The sequence below is a fragment of the Desulfitobacterium sp. LBE genome (genome assembly GCF_007830365.1).
Lineage (GTDB): Bacteria > Bacillota > Desulfitobacteriia > Desulfitobacteriales > Desulfitobacteriaceae > Desulfitobacterium > Desulfitobacterium hafniense.
This window is the reverse complement of the sequence record NZ_VLKD01000001.1, coordinates 3,945,299-3,965,197: the sequence shown is the minus strand read 5'-3', so window position 1 is coordinate 3,965,197 and position 19,899 is coordinate 3,945,299. Positions and strand designations below refer to the sequence as shown.

The 19,899-nt window shown below is 48.6% G+C and carries 17 protein-coding genes; 1 reads left to right on the top strand and 16 read right to left on the bottom strand.

Features of this window, described 5'->3' with window-relative positions:
* Positions 1–70: 70 nt before the first annotated feature.
* Together glpK and DESLBE_RS18810 are read right to left on the bottom strand one after the other, a co-directional pair.
* Positions 71–1,552 (bottom strand): glycerol kinase GlpK, encoded by a 1,482-nt coding sequence (gene glpK / locus DESLBE_RS18815; protein ID WP_144677884.1) that lies wholly within the window; start codon positions 1,550–1,552, stop codon positions 71–73.
* A 150-nt stretch (positions 1,553–1,702) separates the two neighbouring features.
* Positions 1,703–3,292, bottom strand: coding sequence for a prenyltransferase/squalene oxidase repeat-containing protein (locus DESLBE_RS18810; RefSeq protein WP_144677883.1), 1,590 nt, complete (start codon positions 3,290–3,292; stop codon positions 1,703–1,705).
* Between the two features lie 286 nt (positions 3,293–3,578).
* Here DESLBE_RS18810 and DESLBE_RS18805 point away from each other — a divergent pair, with 286 nt between their 5' ends.
* The gene (locus tag DESLBE_RS18805; RefSeq protein WP_144677882.1) at positions 3,579–3,938 is read left to right on the top strand and encodes a cupin domain-containing protein; all 360 of its coding nucleotides are present in this window, start codon (positions 3,579–3,581) and stop codon (positions 3,936–3,938) included.
* 37 nt (positions 3,939–3,975) lie between these two features.
* Here the strand turns inward: DESLBE_RS18805 and DESLBE_RS18800 are convergent, their stop codons facing one another.
* The 14 genes from DESLBE_RS18800 to DESLBE_RS18735 form a co-directional block, all read right to left on the bottom strand.
* Positions 3,976–4,569 carry a DUF3793 family protein gene (locus DESLBE_RS18800; protein ID WP_144677881.1) on the bottom strand — a complete coding sequence of 198 codons (594 nt, stop codon included), beginning with the start codon at positions 4,567–4,569 and terminating at the stop codon, positions 3,976–3,978.
* A gap of 34 nt (positions 4,570–4,603) precedes the next feature.
* A complete protein-coding gene (locus DESLBE_RS18795) occupies positions 4,604–4,894 on the bottom strand; it encodes a DUF2325 domain-containing protein (RefSeq protein ID WP_026183905.1) in 291 nt (96 codons plus the stop codon).
* Between the two features lie 336 nt (positions 4,895–5,230).
* A complete protein-coding gene (locus tag DESLBE_RS18790) occupies positions 5,231–5,524 on the bottom strand; it encodes an MGMT family protein (RefSeq protein ID WP_005815723.1) in 294 nt (97 codons plus the stop codon).
* 237 nt (positions 5,525–5,761) lie between these two features.
* A complete protein-coding gene (locus tag DESLBE_RS18785; protein WP_018305411.1) occupies positions 5,762–6,454 on the bottom strand; it encodes a response regulator transcription factor in 693 nt (230 codons plus the stop codon).
* Between the two features lie 220 nt (positions 6,455–6,674).
* Positions 6,675–7,505 (bottom strand): DmsC/YnfH family molybdoenzyme membrane anchor subunit, encoded by an 831-nt coding sequence (locus DESLBE_RS18780; protein ID WP_144677880.1) that lies wholly within the window; start codon positions 7,503–7,505, stop codon positions 6,675–6,677.
* A gap of 3 nt (positions 7,506–7,508) precedes the next feature.
* Positions 7,509–8,087 carry a 4Fe-4S dicluster domain-containing protein gene (locus DESLBE_RS18775; protein WP_144677879.1) on the bottom strand — a complete coding sequence of 193 codons (579 nt, stop codon included), beginning with the start codon at positions 8,085–8,087 and terminating at the stop codon, positions 7,509–7,511.
* Between the two features lie 19 nt (positions 8,088–8,106).
* Positions 8,107–10,698 (bottom strand): molybdopterin-dependent oxidoreductase, encoded by a 2,592-nt coding sequence (locus DESLBE_RS18770; protein ID WP_144677878.1) that lies wholly within the window; start codon positions 10,696–10,698, stop codon positions 8,107–8,109.
* Between the two features lie 276 nt (positions 10,699–10,974).
* Entirely contained in the window at positions 10,975–11,661 is a 687-nt protein-coding gene (locus tag DESLBE_RS18765) for a molecular chaperone TorD family protein (RefSeq protein ID WP_018212151.1), read from the bottom strand.
* 132 nt (positions 11,662–11,793) lie between these two features.
* The gene (locus DESLBE_RS18760) at positions 11,794–12,492 is read right to left on the bottom strand and encodes a response regulator transcription factor (RefSeq protein ID WP_018305408.1); all 699 of its coding nucleotides are present in this window, start codon (positions 12,490–12,492) and stop codon (positions 11,794–11,796) included.
* A 46-nt stretch (positions 12,493–12,538) separates the two neighbouring features.
* A complete protein-coding gene (locus tag DESLBE_RS18755; RefSeq protein ID WP_018212149.1) occupies positions 12,539–14,233 on the bottom strand; it encodes a DUF3365 domain-containing protein in 1,695 nt (564 codons plus the stop codon).
* Between the two features lie 111 nt (positions 14,234–14,344).
* The gene (locus DESLBE_RS18750; RefSeq protein ID WP_144677877.1) at positions 14,345–15,178 is read right to left on the bottom strand and encodes a DmsC/YnfH family molybdoenzyme membrane anchor subunit; all 834 of its coding nucleotides are present in this window, start codon (positions 15,176–15,178) and stop codon (positions 14,345–14,347) included.
* A gap of 3 nt (positions 15,179–15,181) precedes the next feature.
* Positions 15,182–15,760, bottom strand: coding sequence for a DMSO/selenate family reductase complex B subunit (locus DESLBE_RS18745; RefSeq protein ID WP_005815699.1), 579 nt, complete (start codon positions 15,758–15,760; stop codon positions 15,182–15,184).
* Positions 15,761–15,773: 13 nt separating this feature from the next.
* On the bottom strand, positions 15,774–18,302 hold the full coding sequence (locus DESLBE_RS18740) for a dimethyl sulfoxide reductase subunit A (protein WP_144677876.1): 2,529 nt from the start codon (positions 18,300–18,302) through the stop codon (positions 15,774–15,776).
* Complete coding sequence (locus tag DESLBE_RS18735; protein ID WP_005808317.1) at positions 18,290–19,642, bottom strand: IS4-like element ISDha5 family transposase; 1,353 nt, start codon at positions 19,640–19,642, stop codon at positions 18,290–18,292. Before DESLBE_RS18735 ends, DESLBE_RS18740 begins: the two co-directional genes overlap by 13 nt.
* Between the last annotated feature and the right edge of the window lie 257 nt (positions 19,643–19,899).

The following is a 19,899-nucleotide window of genomic DNA, read 5'->3' as shown; positions in this document are numbered from 1 at the left end:
TCACTTGAGGAATCCCCCAAAGAGAACGGTCGTTCAAAGATCCTTTTTAATATTTTTCAAAAAATATTTTTTACATGATCTGTCTGACGGCTTTCAGCCAGCCTTGATAGTACTTTTCTTTGAGCTCGGCCGCCATCCGGGGTTTAAAGGAGCGTTCGATTTTCGCCTTGCCTTTCAATTCCTCTTTGCTGCTCCAGAATCCCGTGGCCAGCCCGGCCAGATAGGCCGCCCCCAGGGCTGTGGTTTCAATACACTCAGGGCGTTCCACTTCCACACCCAGAATATCGGCTTGAAACTGCATCAGGAGGTTGTTGACCACCGCTCCCCCGTCCACTTTGAGCAGTTGGAGAGGCAAGCGGGAGTCCGCCTCCATAGCCTCCAGAATGTCCCTGGTCTGATAAGCCATGGACTCCAAAGCGGCACGAATGAGATGGTTTTTATTGCTGCCGCGGGTCAAACCCACCATGGCCCCCCGGGCGTCCATATCCCAGTAAGGCGCCCCCAGCCCCGTAAAAGCAGGCACCAGGTAAACTCCGCCATTGTCGGCAACCTTTCCAGCAAAGTATTCTGAATCCCCGGCGGTTTCGATCAGCTTTAACTCATCCCGCAGCCATTGCATCACCGCTCCGGCCATAAAGACACTGCCCTCCAAGGCATAGATTACTTTTTCATCAAGCCCCCAGGCAATGGTACTGATGAGGCCATGCTGGGATTCATAGAGTTCTTCTCCTGTATTGAGCAGCATAAAGCAGCCGGTGCCATAGGTATTCTTGGCCATCCCCGGTTCAAAGCAGGCCTGGCCGAAGAGAGCGGCCTGCTGATCCCCGGCAATCCCGGCAATCGGAATAGGCTGCCCGAAGAGCCCCTCGGCGGCTGTCTCTCCGTAGATAGCGCTGGAGGGCTTTACCTCCGGGAGCATGGCTGAAGGAATATTGAGGGCCTGAAGCAGATCCGGGTCCCAGGCCAGGGTCTTAATATTATAAAGGAGAGTGCGGGAAGCATTGGAGTAATCCGTGGCATGAATGCGGCCCTTGGTCAGATTCCACACCAGCCAGGTATCCATGGTGCCAAAGAGCAGCTCGCCCTTGGCGGCCCTTTCCTGAGCACCCGGCACCTGATCTAAGATCCAGCGGATTTTCGTGCCCGAAAAATAGGCGTCCAGAACTAAACCTGTTCTTTCTTTGAACAAAGGCTCTAACCCTTTCAGCTTCAGTTCGTCACAAAGAGGCGCGGTTCTGCGGCACTGCCAGACAATGGCATTGGTTACAGGCTTTCCTGTATGTTTATCCCAAACCACCGTGGTTTCCCGCTGGTTGGTAATGCCGATTCCGGCAATCTCTTCGCTGTTTACCTGATAGCGGGCCAGCAGCTCGGCAATGACCCCGTATTGAGTGCTCCATACCTCTTCCGGATCATGCTCTACCCAGCCGGGCTGAGGGTAAATTTGCGTAAATTCCTTTTGGGCCACGCCGACGATTTGGCTTTCCCGATCAAACAGGATGGCCCGGCAACTGGTTGTCCCCTGGTCTAAGGCAAGGATGTACTTCTTCATGGTTTTCCCCTCACAGGCAAAGATTAGGCTGGCCCCCTTTCCACGGATGACCCCTCCCTGCTTAATTATACTAAAGATGCTAAGCTAAACCAAAGGCCTAAAAGAAAAATACCAAGGGGGTTCCTTATTAACACCCCTTGGCTTTTACATTCATTTCCTGAACAGCTGTTCATACCGGCTTAAGGCCCGCACGGCAGTGAGTGCCGTACTTATAGGCTCCTCATAGTCCCACCCCTTGGCATAGATGGCCTTATAGGAGGGTTTAAACGAACCATTGGGATGCTGGGCATCCATAAGATTCAGGCAGCCCTTATCCAGCACTTCCCGGGGAACAGCACCGCCATACCTCAGCAGTCCGGACAAAGCCAATCCTGTTTCAACTGTGGAGCCCCAGCCGCCGTCCTCTTGTTGGGACGCCAGGATAAATTGAATGGCTTTTTGCCTCGCCTCCAGGATATCCCGGGACATATAGAGCTGCTGCCAATTAAATTTCCACTTGCTGAAAAGTTCCAGGGCCTGGGCCGTGCTGTAGACCGACCCTTCATACCAGGATGAGGAGAAAGCCCCTTGAGCATCCTGCTGGGATAACAGCCATCTTAACCCCCTATAGACGAAGTCTTCCTGGGAGCGTCCCCGTCGCCATAATGCTTCCAGAGCATGAATGGTGACATCGACACTGGGAATATACACAGGGAACTCTGAGGTTATCCGGGGTGGTATACCGGTAAAGCTGGGGAAAGTACTCCAGCTTCCGTCTTTGTTTTGCAGCCTTTTGAGGAGCTGGGCCCCCGGGGAATTTTCCACTCCAACCTGATAAAAGCCGTTCAAAGCAACTGCCGTGTCGTCCAAATCAGGATGAGTATAGGGGGGAGTGCTGCCATAGCTGCCGTCGGCATTCTGCGCCTCTTTCAGCCAAGCGACTCCCGGCTCCAACCAGGAGTTACCCCTCCACCTCCTGCCGGTTTCCCCGGCGATGCAGACCGCCCACCCCATAGCCCAGTTCTTGAGTTGATCAAAGGCCGGCCAGGCTCCGGTAGCATACTGTTTCTGCATCAGCCAACGCCCGGCCCGCTGGCATGGCTCCGGGTACCCCCCCAAACGCATAATCCCCAGAATGGCCAGGCTGGTGGCGATAATATCCTCCGACCAGGAACCGTCCTCCATCTGAGTATCGAGGAGATATCGGATTCCCCTATTCAGCCCCTCCTGGGATTCCGTAGCGAGCAGGGAAGCCGCCACCACTACCGGCCGGCCATAGAGGGGCAATTTGGCCAGCACACTTTCTTCCAGAATGTTGGGAAGAATGATTTCTTCAGGGGTCGGGCCTTCCAGTCCGGGAACCACCCGCTGGCCCAAGGTCAAAATCATTTGGGAAAACTGCCTGGCCTGGGAGAGCACCTGGAGCTTGGCCATCCATCCTCCTTGGCTCCCCTGCAGAGCCAGGCGGGCAATCTTCGTGATTTCTTCATCAGGCTGGCCTCCGGGGACCTTCCCCCAGCCCCCGCGATTATTCTGCCATAACCACTGAATCCCCCGCTGTTGGGCCCCCTTGAACTCCCGGCCCAGAGCCAGCAGGGCCAGGGAGGCCAAGGCCGTCGCCCCGGGGCTGGGGGAAACACCATGGTCCTGATCAAGCTTATCCGCTAAAATCTGCTCTACACCCTCAGACACATAGGTTTGAGCTTTATCTAAAGAATCACTTAAATTCTTGCCAAAATTCAATCGATCACCTCCATCCATCCCTTTATCCTATGCATAAAGCAATTTTTTGTTAGAAATAATCACTTCAATCCGTGCAGCGGGGAGTTTGCTCCAGGCCTCTAAAGACTATGGGCCCAGCCAGGGGTTGCGCAATAAAGGCTAAATGTTCTAAACTCTTAATATGACAATGAAACTATTTTGCACAAAAGCAGTAGGAGTTTATTGCTGACACTTATCCTGTAAAATAGGCAGAAATAACAGGCTTGCCTTGCCGGGTGGCAACGAAAATAAAGAAGCAACTATACTAACACTGGGAGGTACCAAAATGGAAAAAATCAATTTAGAAGAAAAACTTCAACTTTTTAATGAATACTGGAGTCCTAAAATTATCGGAGAAATCAATGATTTCTATGTAAAAGTTGCTAAATTTAAAGGAGAATTTACTTGGCATGTTCATGACAATGAAGATGAAATGTTCTACGTGGTTAAAGGTATATTAACAATAAAATTTAAAGATAAAGACATCCACTTGCATGAAGGGGAACTCATTATTATTCCAAAAGGAACCGAGCATATGCCCGTTGCCCCGGAAGAAGTCCATGTGCTTTTAATAGAACCCAAAAGCACCTTAAACACCGGCAACGTCATTAACGATAAGACCGTTGAAAAACTTGAGAGCATATAAAAAAGGAGGCATTTGCCTCCTTAAACTTCATTTTGCTCTATGCGCTTTTTCTTTGGATGCTGAGGACAGCCTGAACCACTTTTTCCCGTTCTTCATCATAGGCTTCAAAGGTCTTCAGGGCGTTTTCCACATCCTGATAAACCTTCCAGTACTTGCAGGCCAGGCAGGGTGCCCCCTTGCCCTCCATAAAAGCGGTCACATCTTCCACGGGATAACCCAGAAAAATCCCCAGTTCATGAGGACATTCCTCCTCAAACCGTTGCCTTAACAGACAGAGGCTGTCTTCTACCTTAGGCAGATCAGCATAACCCTGCCCTTTAAGGAAGTTTTGGTTCTTCCAGACCGCCAGACAGTTGGCCAACGTCTCATCCCGATAGAATAAAACAATCACCCGATCATCTTTGCGCCGCAGCTCACAGTAACGTACCTGGAGCTGTTGACAGATTCCCTCTTTATAGCGATCCCAAAGAGTCAGCATCTCCCGCTTATGGTTAACAAAGGTCATCAAAGAGGATGGCTTAATCTCGGCTAAAGTCGGAGCAATATCATATTGAATTTTATAAAGAAGAAAATCCCGATCTTCAAAGCGGTCTAAAGCTCTGAAAAAATCATGAACACAGGCCTTGCTCATTCCTGCCACCTCCTGAGAAAAATCCCTTAGTTAATCAACATGCACATTCTTCCAACTTACATAATTCCCGTTCCAAGGCTTTTAAACTGCTGCTATGACTGCGGATGATGGGAATGTTGCGGTTTTTGGCTACCTTTACGGCGACTTTAACCATAGCATGGGATACGGTTCCGGTAAAAAGTACGATTCCATCCGGCTCCCCCATTACTTTTTCAAAACGTGTTGGCAGCTGCGTATAGACCTTTACATTATGCCCACGTTTTGAGCCGATATGTATATAATCCTTTTCCATACGATCCAGCCCGCCAATCAGTAATATCGACATTGAATCCCACACTCCTTTTTCCTTATCCTCAGCACTGGTCATTTAATGAGCCTGCTCTAACTATACTATAATTGATAATGATTTTCAATATCATATTTGCATTATTTTTTGTTTTTTGCCACTTTTTATTCACCCATAGCCCCTTATTTCTGAAGACAAGAAAAGGGACCCTTTCATTTGGAAAGGATCCCTTTGCTGATGGGTAAGTTTGCCGGCAAGCTGTTAAGCCGTTCATGTATATCATGCCAACCCCAGCTGCGTTCTGCCTTAGAGTGCCGTACCTTTAGGGAGAACAAAAAATTGTGACAGAGCGATGCCTTCCAGTTCAAGCAGCTTTCATCCAGACCAGCGATGGATTTTCATGTCCACACGCCCCCCTGGCAGGAAGACAATTCCTTCATTTTCCAAAAGTATTTTCCTTACCTCTGCATGGGGGCCACCCGCGATAGAGCCGTCCGCTCTGACCACTCGGTGACAGGGCAGCTTCTCTGGACAGAATCGCATGGCCCGCCCAACCTCACGTGCTGAACGAGGCCGTCCCAACATCCAGGAAATTTCGCCGTATGACACCACCTTGCCGTAAGGAATCCTGCCGACAATAGCATATACTTGTTCAAAGAAATCACTCACAAAATCCCTCCGCTGGATTGCTTATGGAACACATTAATAACAGCATAACAGATTAAGACAAAAAAGGGAGCCCTCCATTTTGGAAAGGATCCCTCACTTCATTTCTTATACCACCTGCCGTCTTAATGGACCTACCTTGTTCATCCACAATTTTGTCATTACTGCCTATATTATAATGTTCGCCGACCACTTTCAACATCTGTCACGGCTTCATCTTGCCGGGACTTGGCATCCTGCTCACTCTTTCTCACCGAATTTATAGCCCACGCCCCAGACTGTCTGCAGATATTTAGGCTTGGCGGGATCCTCCTCAATCTTCTCCCGAATCTTGCAGATAAAAACGGCAATACCGGTCAGCTCCCCCACATAATCCTCCCCCCACACATAGGTCAGAAGCTGCTTCCGGGTATACACTTTGCCGGGATGGCTGGCCATATAAGCCAGGATCTTAAACTCTTTGGGTGTGAGCTCCACACGCTTGCCTTTCAAGCGGGCCTCATAACGCTTAAAAAAGATCTCCAAATCTCCCAGCTTGATGCTTTCTCTCTCCTCTGTTTCACCGGCCTGGTGATCCCGCCGGCGCAGCAAAGCCTCGATGCGCAAAGATAATTCCAAAGAGCTGAAAGGCTTGACGAGATAATCATCGGCTCCCGCTTTAAAGCCCACACTTTTGTCCACGATGTCTCCTTTGGCAGATAAAATGATAATGGGGACATTACTGCCCTTTTTGCGAAGCTGGGCACACACATCAAAGCCATTGAGTTTCGGCATCATAACGTCCAAAATCACCAGGTTGGGATTCTCTGCTTCAAAAACAGCCAAGGCCTCCGCACCATCCGCTGCATAGCAAAAATCATAGCCGTCCTCTGTGACGATATACTCCACGACAATACGTATGCTCTCTTCATCATCAGCCAGCATAATCTTCATCTTCTATCGCCCCTTTCCCCGCCCCATCCTAACCGGGTATCCCCTAGGGTTTAAAAATTCAGGTGGAGCCTGCCTTGGCTAAGGCTGATCCTCTACAATGCCATTACCCCGAACATTAATGAGCACTTCATGATGATCTTGATTGAGCCCTCTGATTGTAAAAAGGAGTATCTTGGCGGATACTCCTTTTGGGTACTCATCGTGCCTGGGTGAGCGAAAATTAAGTCAATCCCACTCCGGAGATAACCATTGTTGCGTAAAATATATATCTTCCGATCACTTGACCGACCAGAATCAACACTGCACCGCCGACAACAGCACCGGATACGGATTTGCTCAGTTCATCTTTAGCCAGCCACAGAATCAATCCGGCTCCAGCAAGGATAAACAACCATTTAATAGCCAGGGCCGGCTTCAAGCCGCCAAGAATAACAAGGCTGGCCTGCAATGCGGTACTGGTGCTGGCCCCTAAAGAAATGAAGTATGGGACTACAGCAGCTACTTGAATAGCCACAACAACCGCTACCGCTAAGGCCACGAATTTCTTCATCTTGCCCGCTTCTTTCATACTGAGAACGAAGAAAAGCATGGCTCCCATGGATAGTGCCGCTGCATAAAACTCTACAGTGGTCGTAGCACTTTGCCATACAGGTACACTGGCCGAGCTGTAAATCTTCGCCATAGCAAAGACATCGATCAGACCCACCAGGGCAGCCGTTGCCGATAAACCGGTGATGACTCCGCTTGCTTGAGGCTTAATATAGAGGAGTACGGCAGTCAGAACGGTTAACCCGACGAACATTGCGGTGAACCATATTTCGCGGCTGAGCCAAGAGGTACCGAATTGAAACAGAGCGTTGATGGCATGTAAGGGGCGGCCTAAGTGCAGCAGTGAAGCAATCATTCCGGCAGTACCTAGACCTGCCGCGCTGATTATAGCACGTTTGAACGTACTATTTTGTGTGGATAATCTGCCAATGGCTACAAAGAGTATCATCCCAACGGCAGCCTGAATGCAGATGGAGAACGCTGTCAAGGCAAAATGGTCCATTGTTTACACCTCCATCACAGTAAATTTCGAATCAAGGGCACAGTCTTTGGGCTTAATCAGCACAGAAGGTTTTGTCATAGCCGCTGGCGGCAGGACTGGAATCTCATTCACCAATCCGGGCCCATATTCCATTTTTAATTGATCTAAATCACCAAATTTAAGACAACGCATAAGGCAGGCATCAACGCATACTGGATTTTCGCCTTTGTCCCGCAAATCCTTGCATGAGTCGCATTTACCAACAACATTCTTTTCTTCGATATATTGTGGAACGCTGTATGGACAATTCCACACACAATACCGACAGCCTATGCACATATCTTTATCATGTTGGACGGTACCGTCGTCACCAAAATGCATAGCACCGGTCGGACATCCCCGCACACATTTTGCCTCTTCACAATGATTGCACGATCCGGAATAGTGAAATACAAAGGGCGTTGGATAGGCACCCGTTTGAAAGGTTCTTACATTGCGGAAAATAATACCTACATCCAAGCGGTTTTTGTCTTTACAAGCAATCTGACACGTGCGGCAGCCAATACAGGCTGTCACATCAAAATAAAATCCTAATCTTCCCATACTCTTTCACGCTCCTTTCTTAAAGCACCTTCGCCGTCTGAGCAGGAATCAGATGGTCAGGAATCAACGGCTCGCCATCATATTTTTTAAAATCACAGGTGTAGTTGTTATAGCCGCTCACACCCATGTTACTGGCCACCGGGCCGCATAGTATATTATCCGTGCCCGCCCTGTCAATGCCTGTTTTTTCATCCATATCGATCCATCTGCCATGAGGCAATTCCACTATGCCGGGCATAGTAGTATCAGATACACTGGCTTGGCGCAAAGTCTTGCCATGGGCGTTCCAAATAAGCACTGTATCTCCTGTTTTGATGCCTTTTTTCTCAGCATCCTGTCTGTTAAGGAATACCGGATTATGGCAGGCCTCTCTGAGCCATGGCACATTATCCTGGTTGCAATGGGTGCGCCGCAGATAATGAGGATTCGTCACGACATAAGGGTATTCACCTTTCACCTGATTTTCCCAATCACTAAAGGTCGCTTCATAACATTCAGGCGCTACCGTATAGGAAGGATAAGGCTTAAAAGTCATATTAGCGATACCTGTATTATTAAGGGTATCCGCTTTCCAGTCACTATAAATCTCAAACTTGCCGCTTGGTGATGTCAAAGGATGGTTTTCCGGATCTTTTATAAAGTTTTCATAGGCATAATATCCGTAATTATCTCCTTCATGCCGCTCGACCTGATAAACGCCCCGATCGATAAGTTCCTGCAAGCCAATTTTCCCGGACTGGGGCTCACCCTTTACTTCCCACTTTGCAATATCATCTGCTGTGATCGTTACAAGGGGGCTGTATGATTTCCCATCTTCAGAAATAACAGTGCAACCGGCTATTTGATTAAAAAATTGTTGTTTTTCATCAATGGGGAAAACCTGCTCGACATCGACGCCTAAACGCTTGGCCAATTCAACGGCAATCCATTGGTCTGACTTTGCTTCATAAAGGGGCTCGATAACCTGGGAATAGACAAGGACTGCTTCTTTGTCACGAGTCATCACCATGCCCGGCCTTTCCCATTGCGTGGTGACCGGTAAAATAATATCGGAGTACTTAGCCTGGGTATTGTAATTAAAGGCTTGCGTAACAACAAAGTCTACCTTGCGGTGCACTTCAATGCCATGGGTCATGGCCGGAAGGCCCTGAAGCACTGCTTTATCTTCCGTATAAAGAACACGGATATCTATATCCTTCCATTCTCCGGGCAACCATTGGAAGCTTCCTGTATAAAGATATTTTCCATCAAGAATGGATTTCCATAAACTCGGACTATTGATGCAGTCCTTGACAGGGTTGCTGATTTTGGGCAGTCCTGAGCCGCCTGCTTTTACCAAAGCGGGACCCGCATTCACCTGCTCTTTATGGATATTTCCACAGGCATGGCCCGGCTTACCCATATGCCCGGTCATAAAGCCGATTGTAGCAAATATATGAGGAAAGTCTTCAGCTCCAATACATCTGGCGGGTGCATAATCATGGTACATGGCAACCTTGTTGTCCTTACGTATCTTTCTGGCATAGAAAAGAATATCCTCAACAGGAGTGCCGCATATCTTACTTGCCCAAGCGGCTGTTTTTGGAACTCCGTCATATTCACCAAGAACATAGTCCTTGAAGTTTTCCTTAAGCTTTGCACCCTCAGGCATATGTTCGGCATCAAATCCTAAGGTACATCGGTTCAGGCAGTCCCAGTCAATGAGAGGATTACTGACAGGATCATCCTCCGCAATCAAGGTATGGGCAACCGCTAATAAAAAGGCGGTGTCTGTGCCTGCATGAACAGGAATCCACCTGGCATCCAAAGTGGCCGCAATCGCATTATAATTGGGGCCGACGGAGATAAATTCAGCACCAGCCTTTTTAGCCTGCAAAAAGAAATAAGAATACAGACCTGGGGCAGACCAGGCGGAATTCCCCCCTACCAAAATAACTGTATCGGAATTCTTAAGATCAAAGCGGTCATTGACAGAATAGTTATCATATTGACCCATACCAATCTTTTCCCACGGGAAACGATATGAGCCAAAGGAAGTCGTATCCCAATGGGTCGTTGTTCCCCCGTACGCATACAACACATTTTTCGTCCAACCGGTACGGGCAAAGCTCATAATAGATTGGGGGCCATAATTTTCCTTCGCCTTTTTGATCTCTGCCGCCACATAGTCCAGGGCTTCATCCCAGGAGATACGTTCCCATTCATCTTTGCCACGCAGGCTCTTGTCTCCGCCGCCAGGCTGCCAGTTCTTTCTTTTTAAAGGATATTTGATCCGATCGGCACCCAAAACATCCTGCTGCTGCGAACGGCCGCGCAAACAGGCTCTTTGCTGTGGGTATTCGGGACTGTCAGGGTGCGTATCGTCGGTTTTTTGACGGATGACCATGCCATCTTTCACCAGAGCCTTATTGACGCAGCGGCCGCCGCAGTTATGCCAACAAGCAGAAGACACCCATTTCTCGCCATTATCCAAGGCGGCATCTACGCCTACAGTGCTTAATGAATTGCTGCAGCCAGCTAAAGATAGACTGGCAGCAGCCGCGGCACTCGCTTTAATAAAATTTCTCCGGCTAATACTTAAACCAGCAGCTTTGCCTACAAAATCAGCCATACACTTTTAAACCTCCCTTAAACTAGTCAGAAATTCATTGTTCGCCCTCAAGGACCATGGATCGCCTTCCTTCAATTTATGTTTTTATCGCATCCCACCCATGATGCTAGGCTTTGCATGTGTAGATAGTAACAAATAGCAAGCCCTAATTCTATTTAAAAAAGGTTTCACTTTGATTAATTTTTGTAAATGATTATAAGCAGACAGGAAAAGGGACCCCTTCCTTTGGAAAGGATCCCTTTGCTGTCTGCTTTCATCACGGGAATTTGCGCAACTTTAAAGTGCCATTAACTCCTCCAAAAGTTCGGCATCTATCTTGACGATATGCTTGGTCAGATCGGCCAGGGGCGGATAGAAGTAATGGGTCTTGCTTTTTTGAATATCCTGAGCGAACTCCCCAATCCAGAGAAGCAGATGATCACGCAAAAAGGCTTGCTGGTCTTCGAGGATCCCTTTCATCTCCTCCAGCCGGCCATTCTCGAAATGGTCCTGAGCCACTTGAGCCAGATGAGCCATAAAATCCAGCTCCAGACCAAGATGATCATCGGCTTCATGGGGGTAGTTGGAGGGCAGGAAACTGTATTTCAAATAAGCGCGGCGGACATTTAAGGTGCTTTCCTGGAACAGAACCCGCTCCTTGGTGAGATAAACCGATTCCCAGGGAGGGGCAGGCAGGCTGTTGGGGCCAATGAACAAATAAGTATATTCACTTTTCAGTTTGTCCATAGTCTGCTCAGGTTCAGCCGCCAAGGCCCGGGCCACCTCACTTAAAACCTCAAAATGCTTGTCAAAGAGGTGTTCATCTTCCTGAAGCAGGAGCTGCAGGGCTTCCCTGGTGTGGGGGTCTGTCACAACCTTTAATACTTCGGCCTGGGGTTCTCCGCCGAAGATCCGCTGCAATAATCTATAGAGATAACTTCGGTTGGCCAGCAGGATTGCGATTGCCTCATTTTGTTGATTCATTTCTAATACCACCTATCCATCTTAATCCTCTTACTGTGAGTCCACAATGTCCTTACTTTCCTATATTATAATGTTCCCTGTCCACTTTCAACACCTGTCGCGGCTTCAACTTGTCAGGACCTGGCATCCTGCTCACTCTTTCTCACCGAATTTATAGCCCACGCCCCAGACGGTCTGCAGGTATTTGGGCTTGGAGGGATCCTCCTCGATCTTCTCCCGGATCTTGCGGATAAAAACAGCAATGCCGGTCAGCTCGCCCACATAGTCTTCCCCCCACACATAGGTCAGAAGCTGCTCCCGGGTAAACACTTCGCCGGGATGGCCGGCCATATAGGCCAGGATCTTAAATTCTTTGGGTGTCAGCTCCACACGCTTGCCTTTCAAGCGGGCCTCATAACGCTTGAAAAGGATCTCCAGATCCCCCAGCTTGACGCTTTCTTTCTCTGCCTCACCGGCTCCGCCGGTTTGATGCTCCCGCCGGCGGAGCAAAGCCTCGATGCGCAGGGATAACTCCAAAGTGCTGAAGGGCTTGACGAGATAATCATCGGCTCCCGCCTTAAAGCCCACGCTTTTGTCCACAATATCTCCTTTGGCAGATAAAATGATGATGGGAACATTGCTGCCCTTTTTGCGCAGTTGGGTGCACACATCAAAGCCATTGAGCTTCGGCATCATGACATCCAGAATCACCAGGTCGGGATTTTCCGCTTCAAATACAACCAAGGCCTCCGCACCATCCGCTGCATAGCAGAAATCATAGCCGTCCTCTGTGACAATATGCTCCACGACAATACGTATGCTCTCTTCATCATCAGCCAGCATAATCTTCATCCTCTATCGCCCCTTTCTCTGCTCCATCCTAACCGGACACCCGTGCTTAGAAGTCCAGGTGAAGCCAGTCTTCCTTACCCTCCCCGGCGGGAATTCCTACTGTAAATAAGCTTCCTTTGTCCAGCTCACTGACGACTTTGATCCAGCCCCCGTGCAGTTCCGCCAACTCTTTAGCCAAAGCCAGGCCTAAACCACTGCCATTATACTGACGGTGGATGGAGGAATCGCTCTGCACAAATTTTTCGAAGATATAGGGCTGATCCTCTTTGCGGATGCCAATGCCATTATCCTGAACATTGATCAGCACTTCATTCCGCTCCTGGTCATAGGCCACCCAGACTTTGATCTCCCCGCCCTCAGGGGTAAATTTCAGGGCATTGCTGAGCAGGTTCTCCACAATCCGTCTTAATCCTTCCCTGTCTCCCTCAATAACAGGAACGTCCGAGTGCAGGACACTGGAATACTGAATACTCTTCTTCTCGATTAAGGGCTCAATGACACTTTCCACGGCGTTGATCACATCGACGAGATCGATGGGTTCGATGATCAGTTCTTGTTTCCCCGCTTCGATCCGGGCGATTTCCAGGATATTGTTGATCATGCGCAAAAGAACCTGGCTATTGGCTCTAATCTCCTGGGTGATTTTCTGTTCTTTAGGACATTTGTCTTCACTTGCTTTTTCCAGAACCTCGGCAAAAGCAATGATCGAAGTCAAAGGAGTGCGCAGCTCATGGCTGATAATGGCCAGAAAATCCGATTTATATTGATTATCTTCACGCAAGCGCCGATTGGCTTCCTCCAGCTGGATCTGCTGGGATTCCAGAATATCGTTGGCCCGGGCTAAATCCTGGGTCCTCAGCTCCACCTTGTTCTCCAGGTCGTCATATAAGGTCTGCAGTTCCTGGGTCATGATCTCAAAATGGTCCGACAAATCCCGGATTTCCCCCTGAGCATCAATATCTTTTAAATCAACCTTTAAGTCTCCTGTTTTAACATGTCCCATGGCATCCTTCAGCTGATTGAGGGGTCTGGTCACCAGCTTGGACATGGCGTAATAGATAACCATGATAATGCTCAAGGTAAGCAAGGAAATATAGCCGACTTGTTTGACCACATTGGATTGAATATTTTCCGTATACATAGCTGTGGGCATGACAATACTGACAATGCCGGCTAAGTCTCCTATTTTCCAGCCCTCTTTAGGATAGCCCAGAATATCCAGCTCACCGGCGGGTTCACCATGGCATTCCAGACAATTTTCTTCGATACGCATGGGTGCGGTATAACGGAAAGCGCCTTTCCCCGCGTATTCCGACACTTTATAGAATTCGCTTGTCTTCACATCAGCGGCAAAGAGGGTGAGGGCTTCCAATTCAAACTGATCAGGGATATCGGCTTTATTGCGGGGATTAAAATTCGTATAGCGTATAGTATACCCTGTTTTTTTGCCAAATAGTTTGCCAATGCTCTTGCCAACCAGGGAACAATGGAGTTTCTTAAAATTATATTCCCCATTGGCGTCATAATTAATAACATCCTGATTGATCACCATGAATTCCCAGGCCGCCTCCATCTGCTGGGAGAGGACATAGGCCTTTTCATGCATTTCCCTTTCAGCTTGCTTTTGCTGAGTCATCCAAATCCAGACTACATTCATAAGCAGCGAAACCGCCAAAATACCTACCAATAATATAACAAAGCGGGTTCTGATCCGAACATTGCTGAGGCCCAACCTTTTCACCCCCCGGCAGTTTCAATGTAGTTTCATTATAGCAGTTTATTGCCAAAAAGGAGTATCTCTCCCGATACTCCTTTTGGCTCTTACTCATTGTTCTCATATTGGCAAAGGAAATTAAGTCAACCCTACTCCCGATACCACCATGGCGGCGTAGAATACATATCTTCCCACCACCTGGCCGACCAGAATCAAGGCCGCACCCCCGGCAACAACACCGGATACGGATTTGCTCTGTTCATCCTTGGCCTGCCAAAGCACCAATCCGGCTCCGGCAAGAATGAACAGCCATTTGATGGCCACGGCTGTTTTCAGACTGCCGAGAATCATCAGACTGGCTTGCAGAGCGGTGCCGGTACCGGCCCCTAAAGAGATGAAGTAGGGGACGACCACCGCTACCTGAACAGTCACCACGGCTGCCACAGTCAAAGCCACGATTTTCTTCAGCTTTCCCGCTTCTTTTCCGCTCAGCACCAAGAAAAGCATGGCTCCCATGGATAAGGCGGCGGCATAGAATTCGATGGTGGTGGCAGCGCCTTGCCATACCGGCACACTGGCCGAGCTGTAAATCTTGGCCATGGCAAAGGCATCGATCAGACCCACCAGGGCAGCTCCTGCGGATAAGCCGGTGACGGCTCCTGAGGCTTGAGGTTTAACATAAAGGAGTACAGCCGCTACAACGGTTAACCCCACGAAAATCGCCGTAAACCAGATCTCACGGCTGAGCCAGGAGCTCCCGAATTGAAACAGAGCATTCATGGCGCTTAAAGGACGTCCCAAGTGCAGCAGTGAGGCCAGCATACCGATGATCCCCAGGCCTGCTGCTGTGATCACGGCGTTTTTGAATACCCCTTCTTTGTTCATGAGCCGGCCGATGGCCACAAAGAGCATGATGCCTACGGCAGCTTGGATACAGATGGAAAACAAGGTCAAAGCAAAATGTTCACCCATGGATTACACCTCCCTTTTCTTATAGGTTTGATTGAGGGCTTCGTTTTTGGGCTTAATTAAGAAGGATGGGTTGGTTTGAGAGGCGCTGGGAAGAACGGGCAGTTCTCTGACCAGATCATTGCCATATTCCGCTTTCAGCTCATCCAAATCGCCGAATTTTAAACAGCGCATGACACAGGCGTCCACACAGGCGGGATTTTGTCCATCTGCCCGCAAATCCTTACAGGAATCACATTTTCCCACAATATTTTTGGCCTCCAAATATTGGGGGACGCTGTAAGGGCAGTTCCAAACGCAATACTTGCAGCCAATACACATATCTTTATCATGTTGAACAGTGCCGTCTTCACCGAAATGCATGGCTCCGGTGGGGCATCCTTTAACACATTTGGCTTCCTTGCAGTGGTTGCAGCTCATGGAGAGGTAATAGGCATAGGGCTTGGGAAACTTGCCGCCTTCAAATTCGTGGACACGGCGGAAGAGAGTCCCCACTTCCAAATTGTTTCTATCTTTACAAGCTATTTGGCAGGTTTTACAGCCTACACAAGCTGTTTGGTCATAATAAAATCCTAGCTGTCCCATTGATTAACACCTCCTATAAAATTATCCGTTGGGGCCAGTTGACATCGAGGGCAAGGGGCTTATCGTATTTCTCCACCTTCACATTACAGGAGTTGTAACCGGTGTGGCCTTGACCTGTGGCAATCGGCCCGTTGAGAATTCCGGTACAGCCTGCTTTATCCACGCCATTGCCTTCATCCATATCAATCCAGGCCCCTTCCCCAAGGGATACGACACCGGGGGTAATGGTTTCGGTGACATAGACAGGACGAATGACAGAACCATGCTGGCTGGTCACTTTGACAATATCGCCGGTTTTGATTCCCAATTCAGCCGCATCCTGGGCATTCAGGCGGCATTCCTGGTTGAAAGCCTCTCTGAGCCAGGTTACATTATCCAGAGTTGAGTGGGATCTTCTGAAGTAATGAATCGTGATCAATTGGAAGGGATAGCCGTTTTTCTGGCCATCTTCGTAACCTTCCACAGAAGGTTCATATTTAGGAATGGGGGATTTGCTGGTGAAGCCCACCTTTTCGATATTGTCCGCCAGAGATTTGCAGTAAATTTCAAATTTACCGCTGGGAGTATTCACTTTATGATTGGCGGGATCGGCGACAAAATCTTCAAAGCTGGTAAATTCCAACTTATCTCCTTTGTGACGGGGAACTTGATAAATGCCCTTTTCCTTAAATTCCTGGTAAGTGATGCGGCCGGTCTGTGGTTCGCCCTCGGCACCCAAGGCCTTGATGTCTTCGGCGGTCAGGGTGAGCAGCTTTTCATATCCTGAACCGTCTTCTTTGATGACTTCAGCCCCTGCCAGCTGATTGTACATTTGCTGTTCTTCAGATACGGGACAAACTTTCGTCGGATCGATGCCCAGCTTTTTGCCAATCTCCTTGACAATCCACAGATCACTCTTGGCTTCATATTGGGGCTCGACAATCTGGCGATAATGGATGAGGATTTCCCGGTTGCCTGTCAGGAGGCCGCCCAGCCGTTCCCATTCGGAGGTCACGGGGAGCACCAGATCGGCATATTGGGCGTCAGCTGTTAAAAACATGTTCTGAGCGACCACGAACTCAACCTTCCGATACGCATCTATACCCTGGCTGGACCCTGCCCTTTGATTAAGGTTATGGCTGAACCAGGTCCAGATCATCTGGATGTTGATGTCTCTGATTTCTCCTTTTTGCTTGATGTATTTGCCATTAAGAATGGCGTCATACATTTCGCCGCTATTGATACTGTCATCAATGGGATTGACTATTTTCGGCAGACCGTTGCCTCCCGCTTTAACCAAAGCCGGTCCGGCGTTGGTGGCCGAATTATGCATATTCGGGCTGACACCGGCACCGGGAATACCCACGTTTCCTACCATATAGGCCAAGGTCATCATGGCATGGGGCAAATGCTCGCCATTATTGATCCGGGCCGGGGCTCCGCCGGAAATAATCGCCGCCGGTTTCGTGGTTGCATACTCCTGGGCAAATTCGGCGATCTTGACAGCAGGAACACCACAGATTTCGGCAGCCCACTCCGGAGTCTTGGGCGTATTGTCATAGGTTCCCAGAACATAATCTTTGAAATTGTCTTTGGGATCGGCACCCTCCGGCAGGTGATCGGCATCAAAGCCAATTGTGCAGTTATCCAGGAAATTTTGGTCAAGCAGATTATTTTTAATGATGTAGTAGGCCATCCCTAAGATTAATGCTGTATCTGTAGCCGGACGGATGGGAATCCATTCATCGGCCAAAACTCTCGCCGATTCAGAGTAGATCGGGTCAATAACGATAAATTTAACCCCTGCTTTTTTCGCTTGGAGATAATTATAAGCCGGCAAACCCTGACTGGATTGAGCGGGATTAGCTCCCCAGAGAATGATCAGCTTGGACTCTCTCAAGCGGAAACGATCGTTGCCGTCGCTGGCTCCGTTGTGAGGCTGGCCGGTAACCTTGGAATAGACTGTAGGCCATGATCCCCAGGACACACTTCCCCAACGGGCCGTATAACCGCCAAAAGCACTGAGCAGACGGGGCACAGCTTGAAGACTGTCGGAGCCGCCTACAGGTGCAAAAATGGCGCGGTTGCCATAGGCATCCTTAATCCGCGTTAATTCAGAAGCCATAATATCAAGGGCTTCATCCCAAGAAATGCGCACCCATTCGTCTTGGCCGCGAAGTTCTTTGTTGCCGCCCCCCGGCGCCCAGTTTTTGCGTTTCATAGGGTATTTGAGACGATCGGCGCCCATCACCATTTTGCGGTGAGAACGGCCGCGGGCACAGCCTCTTTGCTGAGGGAAGTCCGGACTATCTTCATGGGTATCGTCCGTTTTTTGCCGAACAACCACTCCATCCACCACTAAAGCTTTGTTCAGACAGCGTCCGCCACAGTTATGCCAGCAAGCTGCCGTAATCCATTGACCCTCATTGCCGTCAGCCGTTGCGTCAACTCCGGCATTGGTGAGCGTGGAACTACAGCCGGGTAAAGCCAAACCGGCAGCGCCGATGGCACTGGCCTTCAGAAAATTCCTGCGATTTATTTGTTTATTACTCAACTTTCGCACCCCAGTTGAGGGAATAGAGCCTTGATATAACTGGGTAATGCAGCAATCCACTTTTGTAATTGACTGAGTGATTCGTTATTCTCTGGTTTATTGGGTAGTAGATTAAGAACAAACGTCATTAACTGACGTAGTGCTGTTTTCAAGTCTAAATCCATAACCTCATCAGCAAAAAGATAAAAGAGTCCCCCAAGAGAGCGTTCATCATTGTTTTCTCTTCGTTCCCACTCCAGGATGAGGTAACGGGTAAAGACTATGGTTGTGTGACTAACCATCATATCGAAGGATCGGCCCTGAAATTCAGTTCCTAGCTTCAAATGCGATTTGGCCATTTTGAAAAACGTTTCGATACTCCAACGCATCCCGTAAATTCTTACGACTTCAGTAGTTTCTAAGGAAAGATCGGTGGTTAAGATCGCTAACCACTCTCTTCGGTTGTTTCGATTCTGGACGAAAACAACTTTTAAAGCTAAGCCTGAAGGGGTATGAACACGCACTGAACCCAGTATTTCTGCTTTCGGGTTCTTTGGGACTCTCGCGTAGAGCTCTCGTAAACTGAGTGATTTTCCTTCAAAGAGATAACGCTGCTTAAGTTCTTTAACCATTCCAATAACGTGAAGCTCCTTATCCCTTAGCTTTTGCAAAAGTGGAGCATGGGTAAACCAACTATCCATTAGGACGTAATCCGCTGAGAATCCGGCTTTGAGAGCTCGTTCAAGCATTTGAACCACGGTGTCCGGTTTAGGGCTCATCGCTTCCAGGCGACGCTTATAGCCTACGGAGCGTTTGTCTAAGTCCTCTCTCATTTCACAAAGACGATTTTTAGCTTTTGCAGAACTCATCAATGTAAAATCAAGGGGTGCGAAGCTGAACCCGTCAGACCAGCCCAAGGTTAGTAAGGTGTAACCGCGAACAAAGCGGCCCGAAACATGGTCAAACACTCGGGCTAAGAGTTCAACTTTCTTGCTTCGTTCGCGCTCCATTACAGAATCATCTACGATAAAAACACGGATACGCTGCGCAGAGGTGAGCTTTTCAAAGCGTCCGACCATCTTGAGGCTGAGTAACTGGTAAAAACGCCTCCAGTTATACCGAGAGTCATTGAGAAACCGATAAACAACATCTTTACCTGGAAGAGATTCTGCCCGGCTTCCTTCTAACAGCCGAAACAGATTTCGACCTTGAAAAACGAGTTGGAAAATGATTTGGAAGACAACGAAGCTTGAAACCCCATAGGACTTGCGGATCCCAGCGGCTCGAAGCAGCTGACTAAGCTTAAGGGAAGAAAAAATTAAAGAAAGCTGATTTTGATGCTGTTCAGGCAGAGAGTTGTGTTGTAACATGGAGATACGCACCTTTCTGTTTTGGAAATTATGGTTGTTTGGTCACTTCCATTTTACCAATTCGAAAGGTGTTTTTCTGTCAATGAACAAAATATTTTTAGCCTAATCCAGTAGTAGACTGAGTTTGAACAGATTTTCGCGCTGCGAAAGTTGAGTTTATTAATAATACCTTCAAGAATATTTCCCATTTTTCTTCCTCCTTTTCTCTGTTTCAAAAATCAAGGCACCCAACCTTTTGTGTAAAGTCTAACAAATCG

Bases quoted from the DNA above. Each gene is read 5' to 3' on its own strand.
- glpK (WP_144677884.1), bottom strand. From the start codon at position 1,552: ATGAAGAAGTACATCCTTGCCTTAGACCAGGGGACAACCAGTTGCCGG.
- DESLBE_RS18810 (WP_144677883.1), bottom strand. From the start codon at position 3,292: ATGGATGGAGGTGATCGATTGAATTTTGGCAAGAATTTAAGTGATTCT.
- DESLBE_RS18805 (WP_144677882.1), top strand. From the start codon at position 3,579: ATGGAAAAAATCAATTTAGAAGAAAAACTTCAACTTTTTAATGAATAC.
- DESLBE_RS18800 (WP_144677881.1), bottom strand. From the start codon at position 4,569: ATGAGCAAGGCCTGTGTTCATGATTTTTTCAGAGCTTTAGACCGCTTT.
- DESLBE_RS18795 (WP_026183905.1), bottom strand. From the start codon at position 4,894: ATGTCGATATTACTGATTGGCGGGCTGGATCGTATGGAAAAGGATTAT.
- DESLBE_RS18785 (WP_018305411.1), bottom strand. From the start codon at position 6,454: ATGAAGATTATGCTGGCTGATGATGAAGAGAGCATACGTATTGTCGTG.
- DESLBE_RS18780 (WP_144677880.1), bottom strand. From the start codon at position 7,505: ATGGACCATTTTGCCTTGACAGCGTTCTCCATCTGCATTCAGGCTGCC.
- DESLBE_RS18775 (WP_144677879.1), bottom strand. From the start codon at position 8,087: ATGGGAAGATTAGGATTTTATTTTGATGTGACAGCCTGTATTGGCTGC.
- DESLBE_RS18770 (WP_144677878.1), bottom strand. From the start codon at position 10,698: ATGGCTGATTTTGTAGGCAAAGCTGCTGGTTTAAGTATTAGCCGGAGA.
- DESLBE_RS18765 (WP_018212151.1), bottom strand. From the start codon at position 11,661: ATGAATCAACAAAATGAGGCAATCGCAATCCTGCTGGCCAACCGAAGT.
- DESLBE_RS18760 (WP_018305408.1), bottom strand. From the start codon at position 12,492: ATGAAGATTATGCTGGCTGATGATGAAGAGAGCATACGTATTGTCGTG.
- DESLBE_RS18750 (WP_144677877.1), bottom strand. From the start codon at position 15,178: ATGGGTGAACATTTTGCTTTGACCTTGTTTTCCATCTGTATCCAAGCT.
- DESLBE_RS18745 (WP_005815699.1), bottom strand. From the start codon at position 15,760: ATGGGACAGCTAGGATTTTATTATGACCAAACAGCTTGTGTAGGCTGT.
- DESLBE_RS18735 (WP_005808317.1), bottom strand. From the start codon at position 19,642: ATGTTACAACACAACTCTCTGCCTGAACAGCATCAAAATCAGCTTTCT.